This window comes from Mangrovimonas sp. CR14 (assembly GCF_011764015.1).
In the GTDB taxonomy this organism is placed as follows: domain Bacteria; phylum Bacteroidota; class Bacteroidia; order Flavobacteriales; family Flavobacteriaceae; genus Mangrovimonas; species Mangrovimonas futianensis.
This window is the reverse complement of record NZ_JAAFZY010000005.1, coordinates 1-18,341: the sequence shown is the minus strand read 5'-3', so window position 1 is coordinate 18,341 and position 18,341 is coordinate 1. Positions and strand designations below refer to the sequence as shown.

General features: G+C 34.4%; 21 protein-coding genes. 8 read left to right on the top strand and 13 right to left on the bottom strand.

Translation table 11 applies throughout. The features are described 5' to 3' along the window. Nucleotides 1-5: 5 nt before the first annotated feature. The 5 genes from GZ212_RS10830 to GZ212_RS10810 all read right to left on the bottom strand — a co-directional run bounded on the left by GZ212_RS10830 (nucleotide 6) and on the right by GZ212_RS10810 (nucleotide 5,053). Nucleotides 6-830 carry a mechanosensitive ion channel family protein gene (locus tag GZ212_RS10830; protein ID WP_053971561.1) on the bottom strand — a complete coding sequence of 275 codons (825 nt, stop codon included), beginning with the start codon at nucleotides 828-830 and terminating at the stop codon, nucleotides 6-8. Nucleotide 831: 1 nt separating this feature from the next. Beyond that, complete coding sequence (locus GZ212_RS10825) at nucleotides 832-2,142, bottom strand: ABC transporter permease (RefSeq protein ID WP_166960038.1); 1,311 nt, start codon at nucleotides 2,140-2,142, stop codon at nucleotides 832-834. Further along, a complete protein-coding gene (locus tag GZ212_RS10820) occupies nucleotides 2,139-3,071 on the bottom strand; it encodes an ABC transporter ATP-binding protein (RefSeq protein ID WP_166960035.1) in 933 nt (310 codons plus the stop codon). The genes GZ212_RS10825 and GZ212_RS10820 overlap by 4 nt, the downstream gene beginning before the upstream one ends. 305 nt (nucleotides 3,072-3,376) lie before the next feature. After that, complete coding sequence (gene dnaJ, locus GZ212_RS10815; RefSeq protein WP_053971558.1) at nucleotides 3,377-4,504, bottom strand: molecular chaperone DnaJ; 1,128 nt, start codon at nucleotides 4,502-4,504, stop codon at nucleotides 3,377-3,379. 3 nt (nucleotides 4,505-4,507) lie between these two features. Next, the gene (locus tag GZ212_RS10810) at nucleotides 4,508-5,053 is read right to left on the bottom strand and encodes a nucleotide exchange factor GrpE (RefSeq protein WP_053971557.1); all 546 of its coding nucleotides are present in this window, start codon (nucleotides 5,051-5,053) and stop codon (nucleotides 4,508-4,510) included. A gap of 159 nt (nucleotides 5,054-5,212) precedes the next feature. Between GZ212_RS10810 and GZ212_RS10805 the strand changes: the two genes are divergently transcribed. Next, a complete protein-coding gene (locus GZ212_RS10805) occupies nucleotides 5,213-5,866 on the top strand; it encodes a YceI family protein (protein ID WP_166960032.1) in 654 nt (217 codons plus the stop codon). A 49-nt stretch (nucleotides 5,867-5,915) separates the two neighbouring features. On the opposite strand, the gene GZ212_RS10800 is transcribed toward GZ212_RS10805, so the two are convergent. From GZ212_RS10800 to GZ212_RS10785, 4 genes are all read right to left on the bottom strand, one after another. Beyond that, a complete protein-coding gene (locus tag GZ212_RS10800; RefSeq protein ID WP_166960029.1) occupies nucleotides 5,916-6,821 on the bottom strand; it encodes a TIGR01777 family oxidoreductase in 906 nt (301 codons plus the stop codon). Between the two features lie 119 nt (nucleotides 6,822-6,940). Further along, nucleotides 6,941-7,648: a tRNA (5-methylaminomethyl-2-thiouridine)(34)-methyltransferase MnmD gene (gene mnmD / locus GZ212_RS10795; protein WP_166960026.1), complete on the bottom strand. Its 708-nt coding sequence runs from the start codon at nucleotides 7,646-7,648 to the stop codon at nucleotides 6,941-6,943. Nucleotide 7,649: 1 nt separating this feature from the next. Beyond that, complete coding sequence (locus GZ212_RS10790; RefSeq protein WP_053971553.1) at nucleotides 7,650-8,081, bottom strand: hypothetical protein; 432 nt, start codon at nucleotides 8,079-8,081, stop codon at nucleotides 7,650-7,652. Beyond that, nucleotides 8,081-8,587 (bottom strand): DUF4920 domain-containing protein, encoded by a 507-nt coding sequence (locus tag GZ212_RS10785; protein WP_166960023.1) that lies wholly within the window; start codon nucleotides 8,585-8,587, stop codon nucleotides 8,081-8,083. Before GZ212_RS10785 ends, GZ212_RS10790 begins: the two co-directional genes overlap by 1 nt. Before the next feature lie 113 nt (nucleotides 8,588-8,700). Between GZ212_RS10785 and GZ212_RS10780 the strand changes: the two genes are divergently transcribed. Then, a complete protein-coding gene (locus GZ212_RS10780) occupies nucleotides 8,701-9,771 on the top strand; it encodes a branched-chain amino acid aminotransferase (protein WP_166959984.1) in 1,071 nt (356 codons plus the stop codon). Between the two features lie 34 nt (nucleotides 9,772-9,805). Here the strand turns inward: GZ212_RS10780 and GZ212_RS10775 are convergent, their stop codons facing one another. After that, complete coding sequence (locus GZ212_RS10775; RefSeq protein ID WP_166959981.1) at nucleotides 9,806-10,192, bottom strand: nucleoside triphosphate pyrophosphohydrolase family protein; 387 nt, start codon at nucleotides 10,190-10,192, stop codon at nucleotides 9,806-9,808. Nucleotides 10,193-10,241: 49 nt separating this feature from the next. Here GZ212_RS10775 and GZ212_RS10770 point away from each other — a divergent pair, with 49 nt between their 5' ends. Next, nucleotides 10,242-10,427, top strand: coding sequence for a hypothetical protein (locus GZ212_RS10770; protein ID WP_166959978.1), 186 nt, complete (start codon nucleotides 10,242-10,244; stop codon nucleotides 10,425-10,427). Between the two features lie 67 nt (nucleotides 10,428-10,494). Here the strand turns inward: GZ212_RS10770 and GZ212_RS10765 are convergent, their stop codons facing one another. Beyond that, nucleotides 10,495-12,504 (bottom strand): dipeptidyl peptidase 3, encoded by a 2,010-nt coding sequence (locus tag GZ212_RS10765; RefSeq protein WP_240923803.1) that lies wholly within the window; start codon nucleotides 12,502-12,504, stop codon nucleotides 10,495-10,497. A gap of 118 nt (nucleotides 12,505-12,622) precedes the next feature. On the opposite strand from GZ212_RS10765, the gene GZ212_RS10760 reads away from it, so the two are divergent. Together GZ212_RS10760 and crcB are read left to right on the top strand one after the other, a co-directional pair. Further along, entirely contained in the window at nucleotides 12,623-13,654 is a 1,032-nt protein-coding gene (locus GZ212_RS10760; protein WP_166959972.1) for an SRPBCC family protein, read from the top strand. An 8-nt stretch (nucleotides 13,655-13,662) separates the two neighbouring features. Continuing rightward, nucleotides 13,663-14,034: a fluoride efflux transporter CrcB gene (gene crcB / locus GZ212_RS10755; protein ID WP_166959969.1), complete on the top strand. Its 372-nt coding sequence runs from the start codon at nucleotides 13,663-13,665 to the stop codon at nucleotides 14,032-14,034. A gap of 1 nt (nucleotide 14,035) precedes the next feature. On the opposite strand, the gene GZ212_RS10750 is transcribed toward crcB, so the two are convergent. Further along, complete coding sequence (locus tag GZ212_RS10750; RefSeq protein WP_166959966.1) at nucleotides 14,036-14,638, bottom strand: DUF1684 domain-containing protein; 603 nt, start codon at nucleotides 14,636-14,638, stop codon at nucleotides 14,036-14,038. Between the two features lie 221 nt (nucleotides 14,639-14,859). On the opposite strand from GZ212_RS10750, the gene GZ212_RS10745 reads away from it, so the two are divergent. Further along, entirely contained in the window at nucleotides 14,860-16,092 is a 1,233-nt protein-coding gene (locus GZ212_RS10745; protein WP_166959963.1) for an MFS transporter, read from the top strand. Nucleotides 16,093-16,095: 3 nt separating this feature from the next. Continuing rightward, complete coding sequence (locus tag GZ212_RS10740) at nucleotides 16,096-17,064, top strand: YpdA family putative bacillithiol disulfide reductase (RefSeq protein ID WP_166959960.1); 969 nt, start codon at nucleotides 16,096-16,098, stop codon at nucleotides 17,062-17,064. Here the strand turns inward: GZ212_RS10740 and GZ212_RS10735 are convergent. Next, a complete protein-coding gene (locus GZ212_RS10735; RefSeq protein ID WP_053971542.1) occupies nucleotides 17,051-17,491 on the bottom strand; it encodes an Lrp/AsnC family transcriptional regulator in 441 nt (146 codons plus the stop codon). The two genes, GZ212_RS10740 and GZ212_RS10735, sit on opposite strands and share 14 nt — an antisense overlap. A 106-nt stretch (nucleotides 17,492-17,597) precedes the next feature. Here GZ212_RS10735 and GZ212_RS10730 point away from each other — a divergent pair, with 106 nt between their 5' ends. Further along, nucleotides 17,598-17,981 (top strand): hypothetical protein, encoded by a 384-nt coding sequence (locus GZ212_RS10730; protein WP_053971541.1) that lies wholly within the window; start codon nucleotides 17,598-17,600, stop codon nucleotides 17,979-17,981. Nucleotides 17,982-18,341: the final 360 nt, after the last annotated feature.

Genomic DNA, 18,341 nt, shown 5'->3' with positions numbered 1-18,341 from the left:
GGCATTTATGGTTTAATGATATGTATATCCCTCTGCGGAAAAGGAATCGTAATATTATGTTGTCTAAACAATCTATCTATTTCAAAACGTATTTCACTCCTTGGAAATTGCCCTTTAAAACTATCATTAAGTGTAAATATTACTTTAAAATCTAATGAACTACTTCCAAAATCTGTAAAAACCACAGTAGGTGGTGGATCTGGAAGTACATCTGGTGAAGATTCTGCAGCTTGAATTAAAAGTTTTTTAACTAACTGAACATCACTTCCGTATGCGACTCCTACCGTTACAAACTCCCTAGTGGTAGTACCATTTTGGGTCCAATTATAAAGGGTATTGGTCAAATACAAATGGTTTGGAATCACCAAGACCTTATTATCTATGGTTACAGCTCTAGTTGTACGTAATTTAATTTCTTCAATTCTTCCCACCTTATCTTCAATCTCTATAATATCACCAACATGAACCGTTTGATCTACCAGTATAAAGACACCCGATATGATATCTTGAAAAAGTGTTTGAAGTGCCAAACCTATTCCTATCAAAAGAGCTGCCGATGCTGCAAAGATTCCCGTCACATTAACACCTATCATATGAAAAGTGATTAGCAGAATCAATATGTAAACAAGCCATCTCGCATAGGAAAAAACAACTTTAAACTTTTTACTATCATCAAGGGGGAGGTTCCTTGTTATAATTTTTCTAAGGATGTTCAACAATATAGTAGCCATTAAAAGCACCATACAAGCAATGATAACATCCATCAAGCTTAGCGAAATGTCTTTGCCTAATTCAAAATTTCTATTTAAAAATTTAAGGAAATCCCTCATTCTAATATCTAATCCATTTAATTAGTTCTTTATAACTAGGCTTTTTACCATACATTAAAATTCCAACCCTGTAAATTTTTGATGCAAACCAAACTGCAAAAAGAAAGGTAGCCACCAACAAACCAAACGAAAGTAGCTGCTGCCAAATAGGTACGCCAAATGGTATTCTCATTAACATGACTACCGGAGAAGTAAATGGAATGAACGAAAATATGGTTGAAACAGTCCCATGAGGATCTTCTATAACCGTAAAAACACCTATATAAACGGCTAAGATGAGGGGCATCAAAATTGGCAAAAGAAACTGTTGGGTATCTGTTTCACTATCAACTGCTGCCCCAATGGCAGCATAAAGAGAACTGTACAGCAAGTAACCACCAAGAAAAAACAATAGAAACGCCACTACAAGATTACCAATAGGAAGGTTGTTAATTGCTATTACTATTGATTGAAACTCTGGAGAATTAGTATTTTCCATGGCTTGTCTCATAGCCTCTTGGTCCACTGGCTGAGTTTGTAGGACATCCACCCCAAAAATAGCCGAAACAATTGAAACCAAAACACCTCCTAGGATAAGCCAAATAAGAAACTGGGTTATACCAGCCAAGGAAGTCCCTATGATTTTTCCTAACATCAATTGAGTAGGCTTAACAGATGAAATTATCACTTCAATGATTCTATTGGTCTTTTCCTCTATCACACTTCTCATTATCATATTACCATATATAATAATAAACATGAACAAGAGATACCCAGCCGCACAACCAAAAAATAGTTTAGCTATACTGTCTATTTTAGATGTTTTTTCACCCACAAAACTCTCTTGGGCAATATTTACTCTTAGTTTTGATTCCTTAATTTTATCAATATCAATTCCTTCCTCAATTAATTTCATCTCAGAAAGCTCCTTTTGGATATTGTTTTCCAAATCAGACATTAACATCAAGGAAGGTGAATCCGTAGAAAAGAATTTTATATGTTCTCCCAATTCATTGAAATCATCGACATCCTCAATATAAAGAAGACCATAATCTCCATTAGCTTCAGTATCTCGTTTTGCTTCATCGAGGGAAAGATCATCTATAAATTTATAAGTAGTATTGTCGGTAGACTGAAAAGCATCCTCCAAAAAACCAGATTCATCCAATACGACGATAGTTCTTTCCTTATTGTTATTTAATTGTGATAAATAAGCAACAAAGGCAACCAAAATAATCATAATGATAGGACTCAAAATGGTCATCACTATAAACGATTTATTCCTAACCTTGTTAAGGTATTCACGTTGTATGATTAATGGTAAATGGTTCATATTTTGGTATTTTTAACCGCTTGAATAAAAATATCGTTAGCACTTGGAATAAGCTCAACAAAATGAGAAACCTCACCCCTAGAAGTTAAATATCTCAACAAATCATTTGCTGATTCATCGGCGTTAAGTTTTACATTTAGTTTTAACTCCTCTCCCAGGGTTTTAAAATTTGCTTTGGAAAGTTCAAACTTGGAGGCAAGTTCTTGCTCCAAAGCTACATCATTTTGACTCTTTATACCTACCTCATAGATGTTACTCTTAAAGGTTCTCTTAATTTCTGTCAATGGGCCATCCAAAATTTTATTGGACTTGTGAATTAAGGCAATGTGATCACATAATTCCTCAACTGATTCCATGCGGTGTGTTGAAAAAATCACAGTAGATCCATTTTCCTTCAACCTCAAGATTTCATCTTTTATTAAATTGGCGTTTATGGGATCAAATCCAGAAAATGGTTCATCAAAAATGAGTAATTTGGGATTGTGCAATACAGTTACTACAAACTGCACCTTTTGTGCCATCCCTTTTGAAAGCTCCTGGATTTTTTTGTTCCACCAGCCATGAATTTCCAATCTATCAAACCAATATTGAAGCCTTTCTTTGGCCTCAGCTTTACTTAACCCCTTAAGTCTTGCCAAATACATGGCTTGTTCACCAACTTTCATGGACTTGTACAACCCACGCTCTTCTGGCAAATAACCAATATCCTGAATATGATGATTTTTTAGAGGTTCTCCATCTAAAATCACCTTTCCAGTATCAGGCATGGTAATTTGATTAATAATTCTTATTAGGGTGGTTTTTCCTGCTCCGTTTGGACCAAGTAACCCAAATACGCTTCCTTTTGGAACAGAAATGGAAACTTCATTAAGTGCTGTAAAATTTCCAAATTTTTTAGAAACTGCATGCGTTTCTAATAAGTTATCCATAAAATTATATCATTAAAAGCTAAAGCTAAATCGATTGTGTAAATATATTAAAACTACTAAAGGTTTACTCCCTAATTTGAGTTTAATATAGGGAAAACCCTTAAAACAAAACCCACCCTTAAATAAATTCAAGGATGGGAAAAAATTGCTATGAAAAAGAAAAATACCACTATTATTTAGAAATAGTGATAAACCAAATATAGTACTTTTTTATAAATAAATATTTAATTATTATAATTTTATCCCTTATAAAATAAAAAAGCCACAAGTAGTTGTGGCTTTTTTTATTTCTATTTCAATTTCCTTTAAGAAAACATGTCTTTTACCTTTTCAAAAAATGATTTATCACCACTTTCTGGCTTAGGAGTGAAGTTTTCATCATCCTTCATGGATTCAAAAAACTCTTTCTGCTGTTTATTCAGATTCTTTGGAGTCCATACATTGACATGCACCAATAAATCTCCTTTGCCATATCCATTGATACTCGGAATTCCTTTTCCCCTCAATCTCAAAATCTTCCCAGATTGCACTCCTGCTTCAATTTTGATACGTACCTTACCTGTCACGGTGTCTATCTCTTTAGATGTACCCAAGACCGCATCTGGCAAACTAACATACAAGTCGTAATGAAGATTATCCCCCTCACGTTGCAAGGTTTCATGTCTAGCTTCTTCAATGGCAACTAACAAATCACCAGCAATTCCATTTCCTGGAGCTTCATTCCCTTTTCCAGAAACTTTTAACTGCATTCCGTCTACAACTCCCGCAGGTATTTTAATGGCTACGGTTTCTTCCTTAACAATCATACCGTGAGCGTCTGCTTCTGAAGGCTTTTTATCAATAACTTGACCTGCGCCACCACAAACGTTACAAGTGGTCGCTGTTTGCATTCTACCTAAAATGGTATTGGTTATTCTGGTAACTTGCCCAGAACCATTACAAGTTCCACAAGTTTTATATGTGGTTCCTTTAGCTTGAACTTTCCTTTTAACCTTAACTTTCTTTTCTACACCATTGGCTATTTCTTCCAGAGTAAGCTTAACGCGAATTCTTAGGTTACTTCCTTTTACTCGCCTTACTTGCTGACCTCCTCCAAATCCAGAGAAACCAGAAAAACCTCCACCTCCAAAAGCTCCTCCAAAAATATCTCCAAATTGACTAAAGATATCATCCATGTTCATACCTCCAGAGCCAAATCCGCCTGCACCATCAAATGCTTGGTGTCCAAACTGATCATACTTGGCCTTTTTATCAGCATCACTCAAAACTTCATAAGCTTCTGCAGCCTCTTTAAATTTGGCCTCAGCATCCTTGTCATCCGGATTTTTATCTGGGTGATATTTTAATGCCATCTTTCTATAAGCCTTCTTTATCTCAGAGGCATTGGCACTTTTATCTATTCCTAATATTTCGTAATAATCTCTCTTTGCCATATCTTATTTTCCAGTTACAACTTTAGGAAATCTAATTACCTTATCACCTAATTTATATCCCTTTTCAACAACATCAATGATCTTTCCTTTCAAATCGTCTGACGGGGCTGGTATTTGAGTAACCGCTTCGTGATCATCTGCATTGAAATCATCCCCTTGGTTCAATTCAATTTCCATCAAACCTTTACCTTTAAGAACGTTTCTAAGTTTGTTGTTAATCAATTCGACTCCTTTGAGAAGTTCTTTTTCCTCGGTTTTTGCAATTTCATTATAAGCCCTCTCAAAATCATCAAGAACTGGCAACAAGGCCACCATGACATCCTGACTAGCTGTCTTGAAAAGTTCAATTCGCTCTTTGGAAGTACGTCTTTTATAATTTTCAAACTCTGCAAACAACCTTAAAAACTTATCTTTTTCTAACTTTAACTCTTCTTGGAGTTTTTCTTCTGTAGAAATTTCTGAAGCTTGCTCTACTTGTTCTGTGGCCACATTTTGTTCTTCCACTTGATTATCTGTCAAATCTTTAGCTTTTTTATCTTTCTTGCTCATGGTTCTAACTCAACGTTAAATTCTCAAATTAGTTTGGCAAAAGTACTGCCATTATTGGAAAAATGTCAAAATGTCACCAAAGAATTTTAATATTTTTTTATGTAAAAATTATTGACCAATGTTTACTTTTACACTTAACACTAAAACAAAACCTGTATTATGAAAAACCGAATTTTAAATGTATTAATGGTAGTGGCTATTACCATGGCTATTGTTGGATGTAAAAAAGCAAAAGAAGCAGAGACTACAGCAGCCGAAGAAACAGCCGAAGCAACTGTCGTTTCAACTGAATATACCGTAGATACTACTGCCTCTACCATTACTTGGAAAGGTTTCAAACCAACCGGATCGCACCATGGAGTTATTGCTCTAGAAAGTGGTGTTTTAACTGTTAAAGACGGATTGGTTGAAAGCGGAACTTTCAAGGTAGACATGGGATCTTTGGAAGTTAATGATATTCCTGTAGAGGATGAAATGAACGGAAAGTTAACTGGTCACTTGAAAAGTGCAGACTTCTTTGATGTTGAAGCATTCCCAACTTCAGAATTCACTGTAACAGGATCTGAGAAAAAAGATGGTGCTTTAATGCTTTCTGGAAATTTAAAAATGAAAGATGCTACTAATAACATTACAATTCCAGTTACTTTGAATGAAACTGAAGATAGCGTGACTTTAACAAGTGAAACTTTCAGCATTGATCGTTCTAAGTGGAATGTAAAATATGGCTCTAAATCATTTTTTGATGATTTAGGAGATAAATTTATTAACGATGATGTAGAATTAAAAATTAGCTTAACTGCTAATAAGTCTTAATACATTTTATATAAATTTAGAAGAAAAGCCAGCTTTATAGCTGGCTTCTTTATTTTAACAAATCCTGAAGTGCTGGATTTAAATTTGGAAAACTGAATTCAAAACCTCTTTCTTCTATTTTTTTACTACTCACCCTTTGGCTCTCAAACAATAGTATATGCATTTCTCCAAGGATTGTTTTCATCAAAACTTTAGGAATATTTGGCAACCATAATGGCCTATCTAAAACATTAGCGATAGAATGTGTTAGTTCGTGATTGGTGACGGGGTTTGGAGCTACTCCATTATATACCCCATGCAATTCTTCTCTTAAAATATAAACAAAAATATCAGCCAAATCTTCAATATGAATCCAAGATTGCCATTGATTGCCTTTACCAAAAACAGCGCCCAAACCATATTTAATTGGCTTTACCATTTGCGGTAAGGCTCCAGAGTTAGTATCGAGTACTAAACCGATTCTTACTTTTGCAACGGCTATTCCCAAATCCATGAATTCATCTGCAGCTGCTTCCCAATTCTTAACAACCATCCCTAGAAAATTACCTGATAAATGGTTGCATCCTTCTTCATAATATTTGGTCAAGGAATCCTTATAAATTCCAATGGCGCTGGCTGTAATAAGGTGGCTTATTAAATGATCATGTTTTGACAGGGCCTCCTTCAAAACATGAAGACTCTGGGTCCTACTCTCTAAAATAGCTTGTTTGTTGCTTTTGGTCCATCGACTTCCAATAGTGGCACCAGCAAGATTGATTATGGCATCAACACCATCAAAACAACCTGCATCCAATTCATTTTTGGAAGGATTCCAGTAAAATCCTTTATAATTTTTTTGATTTTGAAGTTTATGTTTTGAAGTTGTCAAATAATGAACGGAAATATCATTCTCAAGACATTTTTTTACTATCTCCTTCCCCACTAAACCAGTCGCTCCTGTAATTAAAACCCTCATAAACTCACAATATATGTCAACAAAGGTACATATTTGTAAGAGTATACTTGTATCATTTAATTTAGGTTTAACACGACTATTTGAAACTTTTAACAGAAAATAATCTATTCAAAAAAAATTTAAGAAAAAGGCTTGACCGCTCTTAGCATTTCTCGTTTTCCTGGTGGACCAGGTAATTTTTCGACCAAAAACCCTACAGCTTGCATAGCTCTTCTCACAGAACCTTTTGCCGAATAAGTGACCAAAACTCCACCGCTTTTTAATGCTAAAAACATTATTTCAAAAATTGACTCCGTCCACAATTCGGGCTGAACCCGAGACCCAAAGGCATCAAAGTAAATAATATCAAATGTTTCCTTAAATGTGATCTGATGAAAGAATTTTTGAATTTTGGTAAGTTGAAAACCTGAAGTAATTAAATGAGGTCTCTCCCATGATACTTGATGCAACCTTTCGAATAAATCTGAACCTTTTTCTAATTGAAGTTGATCTGGATAATTCAATTCTGAAATTTCAGTTTCAGAAACGGGATAAGCTTCAACGCCAACATAATTTATAAGTAAATTATTGGACTTTGATTCCAAAAGTGTCAAAAACGCATTCAAACCCGTACCAAAACCTATTTCTAAAATTGAAACATTTTGAGAAAGGGTTTTACCGTCATCATTTACAACTTGTCCCTGATCTAAAAAATAATGTAAACCATGCTTTAAAAAAACGTGCTTTGCCTCTTGAATGGCGCCATGGACAGAATGATACTGCTCATTCCACTCTTCAATTTGAATGGTTTTTGAACCATCACCCGTTGTAATTATTTGACGTTTCAAACTATTGGATACGTAATTTATTGATCCTTGGAATTGGCCCCGTACATGAAGTTTGATGGCATGAAATACAGGCATCTACCATGGTGTTGAACCTGTCGGGTAAAGACACTTTAGATGAATCATTAAAAATTTCCTTTTGTGCTTCTAAAAACACTTTGGAAAATGCCTCAAAATTAGCATTACGCTCTTCAGGCTTAGTCATCTCTGCTGAGTGAATTCTTAAAAAATCGACAGGAAATGTCGTGGGAATTTTTCCCTCCAAAATTTCCTGTTTGATTCTTTGATTATGTCCATACATTTGCTCCATCAAAAGAGCCATCTCTGAAAATTCATACATATCATAGACCTTTTTATCTTTTGGTGTTTCCGTCTCCTTGCTTTTGCAAGCAGTAGCAAAGATTAAAAGAACGATGACTATACTTGGTATTCTCATTATTCTTCTTTTAGTAAAACACCGTCAGCAACAAAGGTGTAGGTTCTTTTTGGTTCAGTAATAGCTGCTATTTCTTCTTCAGATTTACCAGCATCTTGAGCATAGTGTTTTTGCTCTTCTACGGTCATTTCATCAACAAAAGCAGTACCATCAATAATTACCTCTTGGCCTGCAATATTTTTTGGCATAAAAAATCCGTAATCTTTAAACTTCACCATGACTTCTTCTTCATTTCCAAGATCCAAACGCATCCAGCAACCTTTAGTTTGACAAACACCATTTACCTTAGAAGTCATTTTAACCCGAACACTATCTCCTGGTGTTAAATCTTTAAATTTTTCATTCATCTCCTTAGCGGCCAAGGCCTGATCGGCTTGAATTTTTTCACCAAAAGACACATAGGCTATTTCATCCTGAGCCTCAGAAGGTTCTGGACTATTTTCCCCTCCGTTTTTACAGGAAATAATAAATAATGTAATAAATAAAATTTTTAAAAGATGTTTCATGATAGCTTAATATTAAAGTATTTAGGGCCAAATATACTGTATTTTTAAGTAAACATTAAGTTTTATATCAGGCTTAAATTCAGTATTTTTGCCTCTTCTTAAACTTTTAAAAAATGTCTACAATTTTAGCTAAAAACATTAAGGTTGAAAAAACCAAGAACTCAAAATTATCTGAAACTGATTTTGACAATTTATCATTCGGAAAAGTTTTTTCTGATCACATGCTAATTTGCCATTACAAGAATGGTTCTTGGAATGAGCCTAAAGTTGTACCATATCAACCCCTTACTTTGGATCCTGCAAGTAAGATTTTTCACTATGGTCAATCTGTCTTTGAAGGAATGAAAGCCTATAAAGATGAGAATAATGATATCTATTTATTTAGACCAGAAGATAACTGCAAGCGTTTGAATATTTCTGCTAAAAGATTAGCCATCCCAGAAGTACCAGAAGACTACTTCATGGAAGGATTAAAAACGCTATTAAAGGTAGATGCCGATTGGATACCCACAGACAGTGGCAGTTCTCTTTACATTAGACCTTTTATTTTTGCTTCAGGAAATGGCTTCCATGCCTCACCAGCTGAGGAGTATACTTTTATTATTGCTACTGCTCCTTCTGGTTCTTATTTCTCTGGAAAAGTTAAAGTAGCTATTGAGCAAAAATACTCGAGATCGGCTAATGGTGGTGTAGGATATGCAAAAGCTGGCGGAAATTATGCTGGTCAATTTTATCCAACTCAATTAGCCATCGAAAAAGGATATAACCAAGTTATCTGGACAGACGATAACACCCATGAGTTTATTGAGGAAGCTGGTGCTATGAACATTTTTGTTCGAATTAACGACACCTTATTAACCGCTCCTACAAGTGATAGAATTTTAGACGGAATAACCCGAAAAAGTATTATTGAAATTGCAAAAGCCAATGGCATCCCTGTAGAGGTTAGAAAAGTTTCTGTTAAGGAAATTATTGAAGCTGCCGAGAAAGGTTCACTTAAAGAAATGTTTGGATCTGGAACCGCAGCCGTTATTTCTCCTATTGCAGGCTTTGGCTATGAAGGAACAGACTATGATCTTCCAGAATTAACAGATAGTTATGCTAGTAAATTGAAAAAATTAATTACCGATATACAATATAATCGCTCAGAAGACCCATTTGGTTGGAGAGTCAAAGTTGACTAGTAAAAAAAACGGAACCTTAAAGGTTCCGTTTTTTTTATTTGTTAAGAATGGTTTCTATATCTGGTTTAAAATAATTAGGCCCTTTTAAAACTTTACCATCTTCTCTATAAATAGGCTCCCCGTCAGAACCTAATTTACTCAAATTACTTCTTTGTATTTCTTCAAAGACTTCTTCTATTTTATGTTGAAGTCCATGTTCTATTATGGTACCACATAATATATATAACATATCTCCTAAAGCGTCTGCGACCTCTACTAAATCATTGTTATTGGCAGCTTCCAAATATTCTTCATTCTCTTCACGCATCAACTTGTAGCGAAGTAAATTTTTATCCTGTCCGAGATCTGCCTTAGGCGCTTCTAAATATCCCAATTTAAAGGCTGTATGGAATTGTTTAACGGCTTCAATTTTATCTTTCATTTCACAATAATTATATCTTGTTTGTCTATTTTTGCTTAAAAATAAATATATGTTCAGTAAAGGACAATGGGTTTTTGCAATTTTATTTGCAGTTGTGTTTTTTGTAGTGATTGCTTATACTTACAGACGAGATTTAAAACTTCATAAAAAATACTACAAAGGTACCATATGGGTTTTGATTGCTTTTATATCGTTTATTGCTTTTATTGCCATGTTGAAGTTTATATTCATGTAAACCAATAACTAAAAATAAAAAAGAGGATGTTTTCACATCCTCTTTCTTTTTTGTCTCAACATATAACTTAATTTACCTCTGGTAAAAAATGATATAGTTTACTGTAATTCATCATTTGTTCCTCAAAGGAATCCGGTTGCGTTACTTTAATGGCGATAATTTCTCCTTGATCATCCATCTCTGGAACCAATACAGGATTTACAAAACCACTGTAAGGGGCTGAATTAAATTGTTTATTTCTTTCTAAAATCTCAGAGTGCAAATCTTGATCTACTTTGACTCCATAAGTCTCCACAAGTTCTTGAACTGCATTGAAATCACCTTCAGATTTAATACGTTGTGTTTCTCTTAATAGTTCCCCAAATAATTCGTGAAGCTTTTCATAATCATTGATATTGAAATACGTTTTCCCATCTCTGGATACTTTTTCAATCACGTTATCTTTCTTTCCCTTTTCAAAAACCCAGGCACTCACCCATTGGCGGTTTCTCATATGGGCCTCTTCAACATCATCACCCAATTCCAATCGAATAAGTTGAGTCATCAAACCATTTCTTATGTACCCATCATATGCAGCCTTCCCTACAGATTTCCAATCATCAACTAATCCTAATTCTTGCAATTTTGGGCTGTATAAATAATATAATCCTACTAAATCAGCTCGACCTTCTTCCAAGGTTGATGCATAATTTTTTAGAGTTTCTTTGGTTGTTCCAACACCTGGATTCAATTGTCCTGAAGCATGTCCTATCACCTCGTGTAATGCTGTATGAAGTTTATCGGCCAATTGACCATACTTCTCTTCCAACATAACTTCTTCTTCGTCATTGGAAAATTCCTTTAACCTACCAGTGCTTCCTGCGTTGTTATAAGAGTGGATAATATTTCCCAAGGAAACAGATTTACTACCTACCTCTTTTCTAATCCAACTAGAGTTTGGCAAGTTGACCCCTATAGGGGTACTGGGAGAAGCATCTCCAGACTCTCCAGCTACATTGACAACCTTGTAGCTTACTCCAACGACATTTTTCTTCTTATGATCATCCATTAATGGAGAATTATCTTCAAACCATTGGGCATTTTCTGAAAGCACTGCCATTTTTTGAGACATGTCAAAATCCTTAATTTGAATGATACTTTCATAAGACCCTTTATACCCTAACGGATCATTATAAACCTCTATAAAACTATTTATATAGTCCACATTACCTTCTGTAGCAGCTGTCCAAGTCACATTGTAGTCGTCCCAAGTTTTTAAATCACCACTTTTATAATACTCAATCAATAATCCTAAAGCATCGGCCTGTGGTTGATTTTCGGCAACTCCCTTGGCCAATTCCAACCACTTAATAATTTCATCAATGGCTGCTCCATATAAACCTCCAGATTTATAAACACGTTCTTTGACCACTCCATTTTCTTTGACCAATTGCGCATTTAAACCAAATGACAATGGCTTTTCAGGATTTGGGGATTTCATGTTCCCGTAAAAAGTTTCTACATCAGAACTAGTCACATTAGGACCATAAAAGTTGGTGGCAGAAACAGCAATATTATCAACACCTTGAGCCAAATTCACTTTTTTTGAGTCATTTTCATTAAATATAACATCAAATGCATCTCCTTCTAAAGTTGCTCCAGAAGCTGCTAATAGTTCTTTTAGATAATCTGCTGAAAATCCTGGTTTAATTTTCATGTTGGAATAATGGTGGTGAATTCCATTACTAAACCAAACACGCTTTAAGTATTCTTCAAAAGCCTTCCACTCCTCAGTATTTTTATCTCCAGAAAAATCAGAGTAAACCGTCTCTAAAGCTTTTCTGATTGTTAAATTATGTCGGTAGTTTTGATCCCAGATAATATCTCGACCTGATAAACCGGCTTGGGTTAAATAATAAACCAATTTTTGCTCTTTTAGACTTAATTGTTCCCATCCAGGAATTTGATACCTTAAAATTTTAAGGTCAGCAAATTGATCAACAACGTACTCAAAGGATTCTGATTTTTCCTCTGTAACCATTACTTCTGGCTCAGACTTTTCTTTACCACATGATAATACTAGTAGAAGTACCAGCATTAACCTTAAACTTGTTTTAAACATCATTTTAATTAAATTAGTATTCCCACAAAATTAAGCATTTCATACATGTTTGTAAAATTGATTATCTTTGATTGTTAACAATCAACTCTCTCTAATGAAATTCCTTAAATTAATAGTTTTTATACTACTTATAGCTTTTATTGGTGTTGCCATTTATGTAGCTGTTCAACCAAACTCCTATGAAGTTTCTAGAACCAAAACCATTGACGCTCCACCGTCGGTAGTATACGATGAAGTCATTGACTTAAAAAAATGGGAAGCTTGGTCTCCTTGGATTGAAAAGGAGCCCACAATCAAATTAGCTTATGCTGATAAAACTGAAGGCGAAGGAGGCTCCTATTCTTGGGAAGGCAAAGATGGTATTGGAAAAATGAAAACTCTTTCAGCTAACACTGATAAATCTATCATACAGGAAATCCAATTTGATGATTATGAACCATCCCATATTTTGTGGGATTTTGAACCTACAGATGATGGAAAAACCAATGTAACTTGGACCATGACAGGTGATAACCTCCCATTTATTTTTAAAGGCTTTGCTGCATTAAGTGGAGGTTTCGATAAAATGGTTGGTCCCGATTTTGAACGAGGTCTAGAAAAATTAGATAGTGTATCCATGGCCGCCATGAAGAAATTTGACATTAAAGTGAATGGTATTTCCGAACACGGAGGTGGTTTTTACATTTATAAGACCACATCCAGTAGATTCGATGAAATGAGCACAGCTATTGAAAAAATGATGACCGAAGTAAGCTCCTATGCCATGAAAAATAACCTTACCATGGCAGGCCCGCCATTTACTATTTACCATTCTTGGGATGAAACATTAGGCACTACTATGTTTTCTTGTTGTGTTCCTACTACTGATAGGGTGATTATACCTGAAGGGGATATTTTAACGGGGCAATTGGATCCCTTTAAAGGTGTCAAAACTACCTTGAAAGGAGATTACAGCAACCTTTCTCAAGCTTGGGACCAAACCATGGCCTATTTAAAACAATACGATTTAAAATCCGCCGAAACAGGTCCAATGATTGAATCTTATGTCACCGATCCAACTCGGGAGCCCAATCCTGCCAACTGGATTACAGAATTATATGTGGCTATAGAACAACCAGCAGAATAATTGTTTTAATGAAACACTTAGCTCTTGTTTTTTTGGGTGGCGGACTGGGTAGTGTCCTTCGCTTTTTAATTGGAAAATTCTTAAACAGCTCAGAAACAGGAATCCCATATGGTACGTTTGTAGCTAATATTTTAGGTAGCCTTCTCATTGGATTGATACTTGGATATGCCTCTAAAAATAATGGACTATCTCATGAACAAACCCTTTTGATGGCAACGGGCTTTTGTGGTGGCTTTACAACCTTCTCCACCTTTGCTTACGAAAATCATGTGTTTTTAAAAACAGGAGACTTCACCAGCTTTGCTATTTATACCATTGCCAGTTTTATTACAGGGTTTTTAGCTGTTTTTGCAGGAATGTATCTTGTAAAATGGCTTTAGTTTAGTGCTTATCATATGCTTTTACGCCAGCTTCTATTTTCCTATTTAAGTAATTATTCCTTGGTACAATAGGACACGAATATTTATCATTATAAGCACAATAAGGATTGTAGGCTTCATTAAAATTGATAACAATATTATTCCCTTTTGGAATATGAGCTTCAACATATCTGCCTCCACCATAGCTTTCTTTGCCATTAGTATTATCTAAAAACGGTAGAAATAAATAATCTTCATAGCCTTCCTTTTCCATTAAACCTAAATTTTGATATATATCTAGTTTAAAGGATTGGCCTTCAATTTCAAACTGAACAATTCCGTATTTGACATAGTCGGCAAGCCTGTCGGTCGTTGTTTTCATTTTAAATGGCTTTTCTTCTGGTGTTCTTGTAAGTATCGCATCAACAACATAGATGGAATCAATAGAAAAAAATTCCAATCCTTTAAACGATTTTCTATCCTTTTCTTTTAAAGGTGATTTAGTAGCATCTTTAAAATCAGCATTCATTTGTTTTTGCCATTCTGTGTCTCCAGGTAAAGTCTCTCTTTTTTGGGAACATGCAGAAATCGCTAATAATAGAAAGAAAATTTGAAAAAGTTTCATCGTTATTTTTGTTTCTAAAAGTACAACTTAAAACATTTTTTACTAGTTTTGATTGACAAAATAAAATCAAATGAAATCTTACGTCACAATTTGCAAACAAAGAACCGCTTCTGAATCAGGAAGATGGATGGTTTTACTATTGTGATTATGCTATAACTGTTAACGAAAACAATTTTAAAAAGTCCAACTTCACAGTTGGACTTTTTTTATATCCTAGAGTCATGATTAAATTAATAAAAATGTACTTCAATACGTTTTCTGGTCTATCCAGAGAGGTTTGGTGGTTGGCCTTGATTACTCTAATCAATAGAGCGGGTACAATGGTTATACCATTTTTATCACTTTACTTAACCACTGACCTAAATTTTTCCTTGGGACAGGTTGGATGGATTATGAGTGCCTTTGGGTTAGGATCAGTAGCCGGATCTTGGTTGGGAGGAAAACTCACTGATAAAATTGGCTTTTATAAAGTCATGGTTTTCAGTCTTTTTTTATCAGGAATATTATTTATCTGGCTACAGTTTTTAAAAACTTTCAATCTGATTTGCCTGGGAATATTTTTGGTGATGACCGTTGCCGATCTTTTTAGACCTGCCATGTTTGTAGCTCTAAACAGCTATAGCAAAATTGAAAATAAAACAAGATCTATTACATTAATAAGACTTGCAATAAACCTTGGTTTTTCTGCTGGTCCAGCCATTGGTGGTTATATTATAACTTCCATGTCATATGGAGGTCTTTTTTGGGTGGATGGTATTACTTGTATTGCAGCAAGCTTAGTCCTTTTGAAAGTATTGCATCCCAAAAAAGTTAAAGTTTTAGATGACTATAAAAATATGCAACCAAAATCAGCCTTTACAGATTTCCCATTTATGATTTTCCTATTGGCCATGATTCTATTTGGTGTCATATTTCTACAATATTTCTCCACAATGCCCATATATTACAAGGAGGTGTATGGTTTAAATGAAAAATATATAGGACTGCTTTTGGGACTCAACGGCTTTTTAATTTTTATAATAGAAATGCCATTAATTAAGTGGTTAGAAACAAAAACTTTTACCAAAACTGGGTTGATGCTTTTTGGGGCACTTTTAACAGGTTTAAGCTTTATTATTTTAAACATGTTCTCTTGGGTAGGAATTTTAATTGTTGGAATGGTTTTAATGTCTGTTGGAGAAATGATAACCTTTCCCTTCTCAAATGCTTTTGCATTACAACAGGCCAAAAGAGGAAACCAAGGAGAATACATGGCACTTTACAGTGTTGCTTTTTCTATTTCTCACATTATTGCCCATAATGCCGGCTTACATATGGTGGATGGGTTAGGTTTTAACACAACTTGGTTACTCATAACTTTTTTAGCAGTCCTATGTGTATTACTTTTGATGTTTCTTAATCTTCACATGAAAAGAAGAAAAAATTTAGGCCCTCATTTTGAAATGGAATTATAAATTATGAAAGATGTCGTTATTATTGGAGCTGGTCCTATCGGAATCGCTTGTGCTCTTGAATGTAAGAAAAAAGGTTGGGATTATTTGGTATTAGACAAGGGAGCATTAACAAACTCCTTGTTTAATTATCCTTTAAAAATGACTTTCTTTTCCACTTCTGAACGGTTGGAGATTGATAATATTCCGTTTATGAGCACAAATCCTAAACCAAATAGAGATGAAGCTCTTGAGTATTACCGAAGAGTTGTTTCCAATAATGATTTGACTATTAATTTATATGAAGAGGTGGTTTATGTTAAGAAACAAGGCCTTCATTTTTTAATTAAAACCACTAAACAAGACATTCAAGCAAAAAATGTTATCGTTGCAACTGGCTTCTATGACATTCCAAAATTATTAAATGTTCCAGGAGAAAATTTGGATAAAGTGGCTCATTATTATAAAGAGGCCCATCCTTATTCCATGCAAAAAGTGGCTGTCATTGGCGCAAGCAATTCATCTGTTGACGCGGCCCTTGAAATTTGGAGAAAAGGAGGAGATGTCACCATGATAATACGTAAAAATCAAATAGGAGAGCGTGTTAAATATTGGGTCAGACCAGATATTTTGAATCGAATTGAGGAAGGAAGCATTAAGGTTTTCTATAACTCTGAAGTTACCGAAATAAAAGAAAAAGAAATAATTATAAAAACACCTACTGGATTAAAATCAATAAATAATGATTATGTTTTAGCTTTAACAGGCTACCAACCAAATTTTGAATTTCTTAAAAATTTAGGAATTCAATTACAGAAGGACCATCATGATATCCCAGTCTACAATAGTGAAACTATGGAAAGTAATGTAAAAGGTATCTACTTAGCTGGCGTCATTTGTGGAGGTAAAGAAACTCACAAATGGTTCATAGAAAATTCAATAATTCATGCTAAACTGATAGCCAATAATTTATCCAAAACTCTTAAAGAGGTCTAACCTCTCCATTTCTAACGACATCAGATAAAACAATTTGTGTTTTGGTTTCTCCATAGACAATTAATTGATCTATAAAGCTTTCCAAATGTTTTTGATTCTTAAATATTACTACCATTACAATATTCTCATGGCCTGTGATACGATAACAATTAATGACTTCATCAAAGGTTTTAACCTTTTCCAAAAATGGTTTTAATTTCCCCATAAAAGCTCTAATCGTAATTATAGCCTTTAATTGATATCCTACATCAAAATAAGATATTGCAGTATAATATCCCTCTATAATTCCAGCATCTTCCATTTTCTTTATTCGTTCTGATACTGCTGGCGAACTTATCCCTACCTCCTTACCTATAGCGGTATGAGATAGTCTAGCATTCCTTTGAAGACATTTTAAGATTTTCCAGTTTAAATTATCTATGGGCATGTCAACATCTTAATTAAATATTAAAGTAAATATATCATTTTAATTTAATATTTAAAGCAGGAATTCATTAGTTGTCACTAATTTTGAATAATTGCTTAGAAAAGATATGATATCACATTTTACAGAACAACCTATTTATCAAAAAGCACTAGAAATATTTGTCCTTTCAAGGAGTATTTCCAGCTATTTGAATCATGATCTTTCTGAAATCTACACAGATGGAAAGGAAAATCGTCACATATACTTTTCTGGTGATATTGTCCAACAATCGATTTCTTTGGCTCCTGAAATTGCAAAAGCAGAACAAGAAATCTGTAGCGAGAAAAAATATAAACACATTGCCTCTGTTAGAAGACTAACCAACCGTCTATATCATAGCTGTAGAAGATTAGAAAACTGCAACAGCAACGGACGTGATTATGTATGGTTACTTCGAAGAGAACTTCACAAGTTCAGAAAGTTGGAGCGAGCTTGGTCACTTACCCTATAAGTAAACGCTTCATTTAAACCTAGTTAAGTATACTGCTTAGTATTATACTATTGCTCATCACATGGTAAGATGTGAGGGAATTTTCGGTTCTGGCCCTGAGAGCCCTACAAACTATATATTTTTACTATAGTTGATCTATATAATCAACGTATCCTTCAATAAACTAATTAGTTAGTTATCCAGAAGATAAGTATATCAATCACACTTTTGGTTGTTTAGCTAGAATAACCATTATCTATAAATATTTATATATAGATTGTAAAGGAGATTATTTCTTTCCCATATTGTTAAAAACAAAAAAAGCACCTGTCAAATGACAAGTGCTTTCAAAAAAGGCGGCGACCTACTCTCCCACAATGC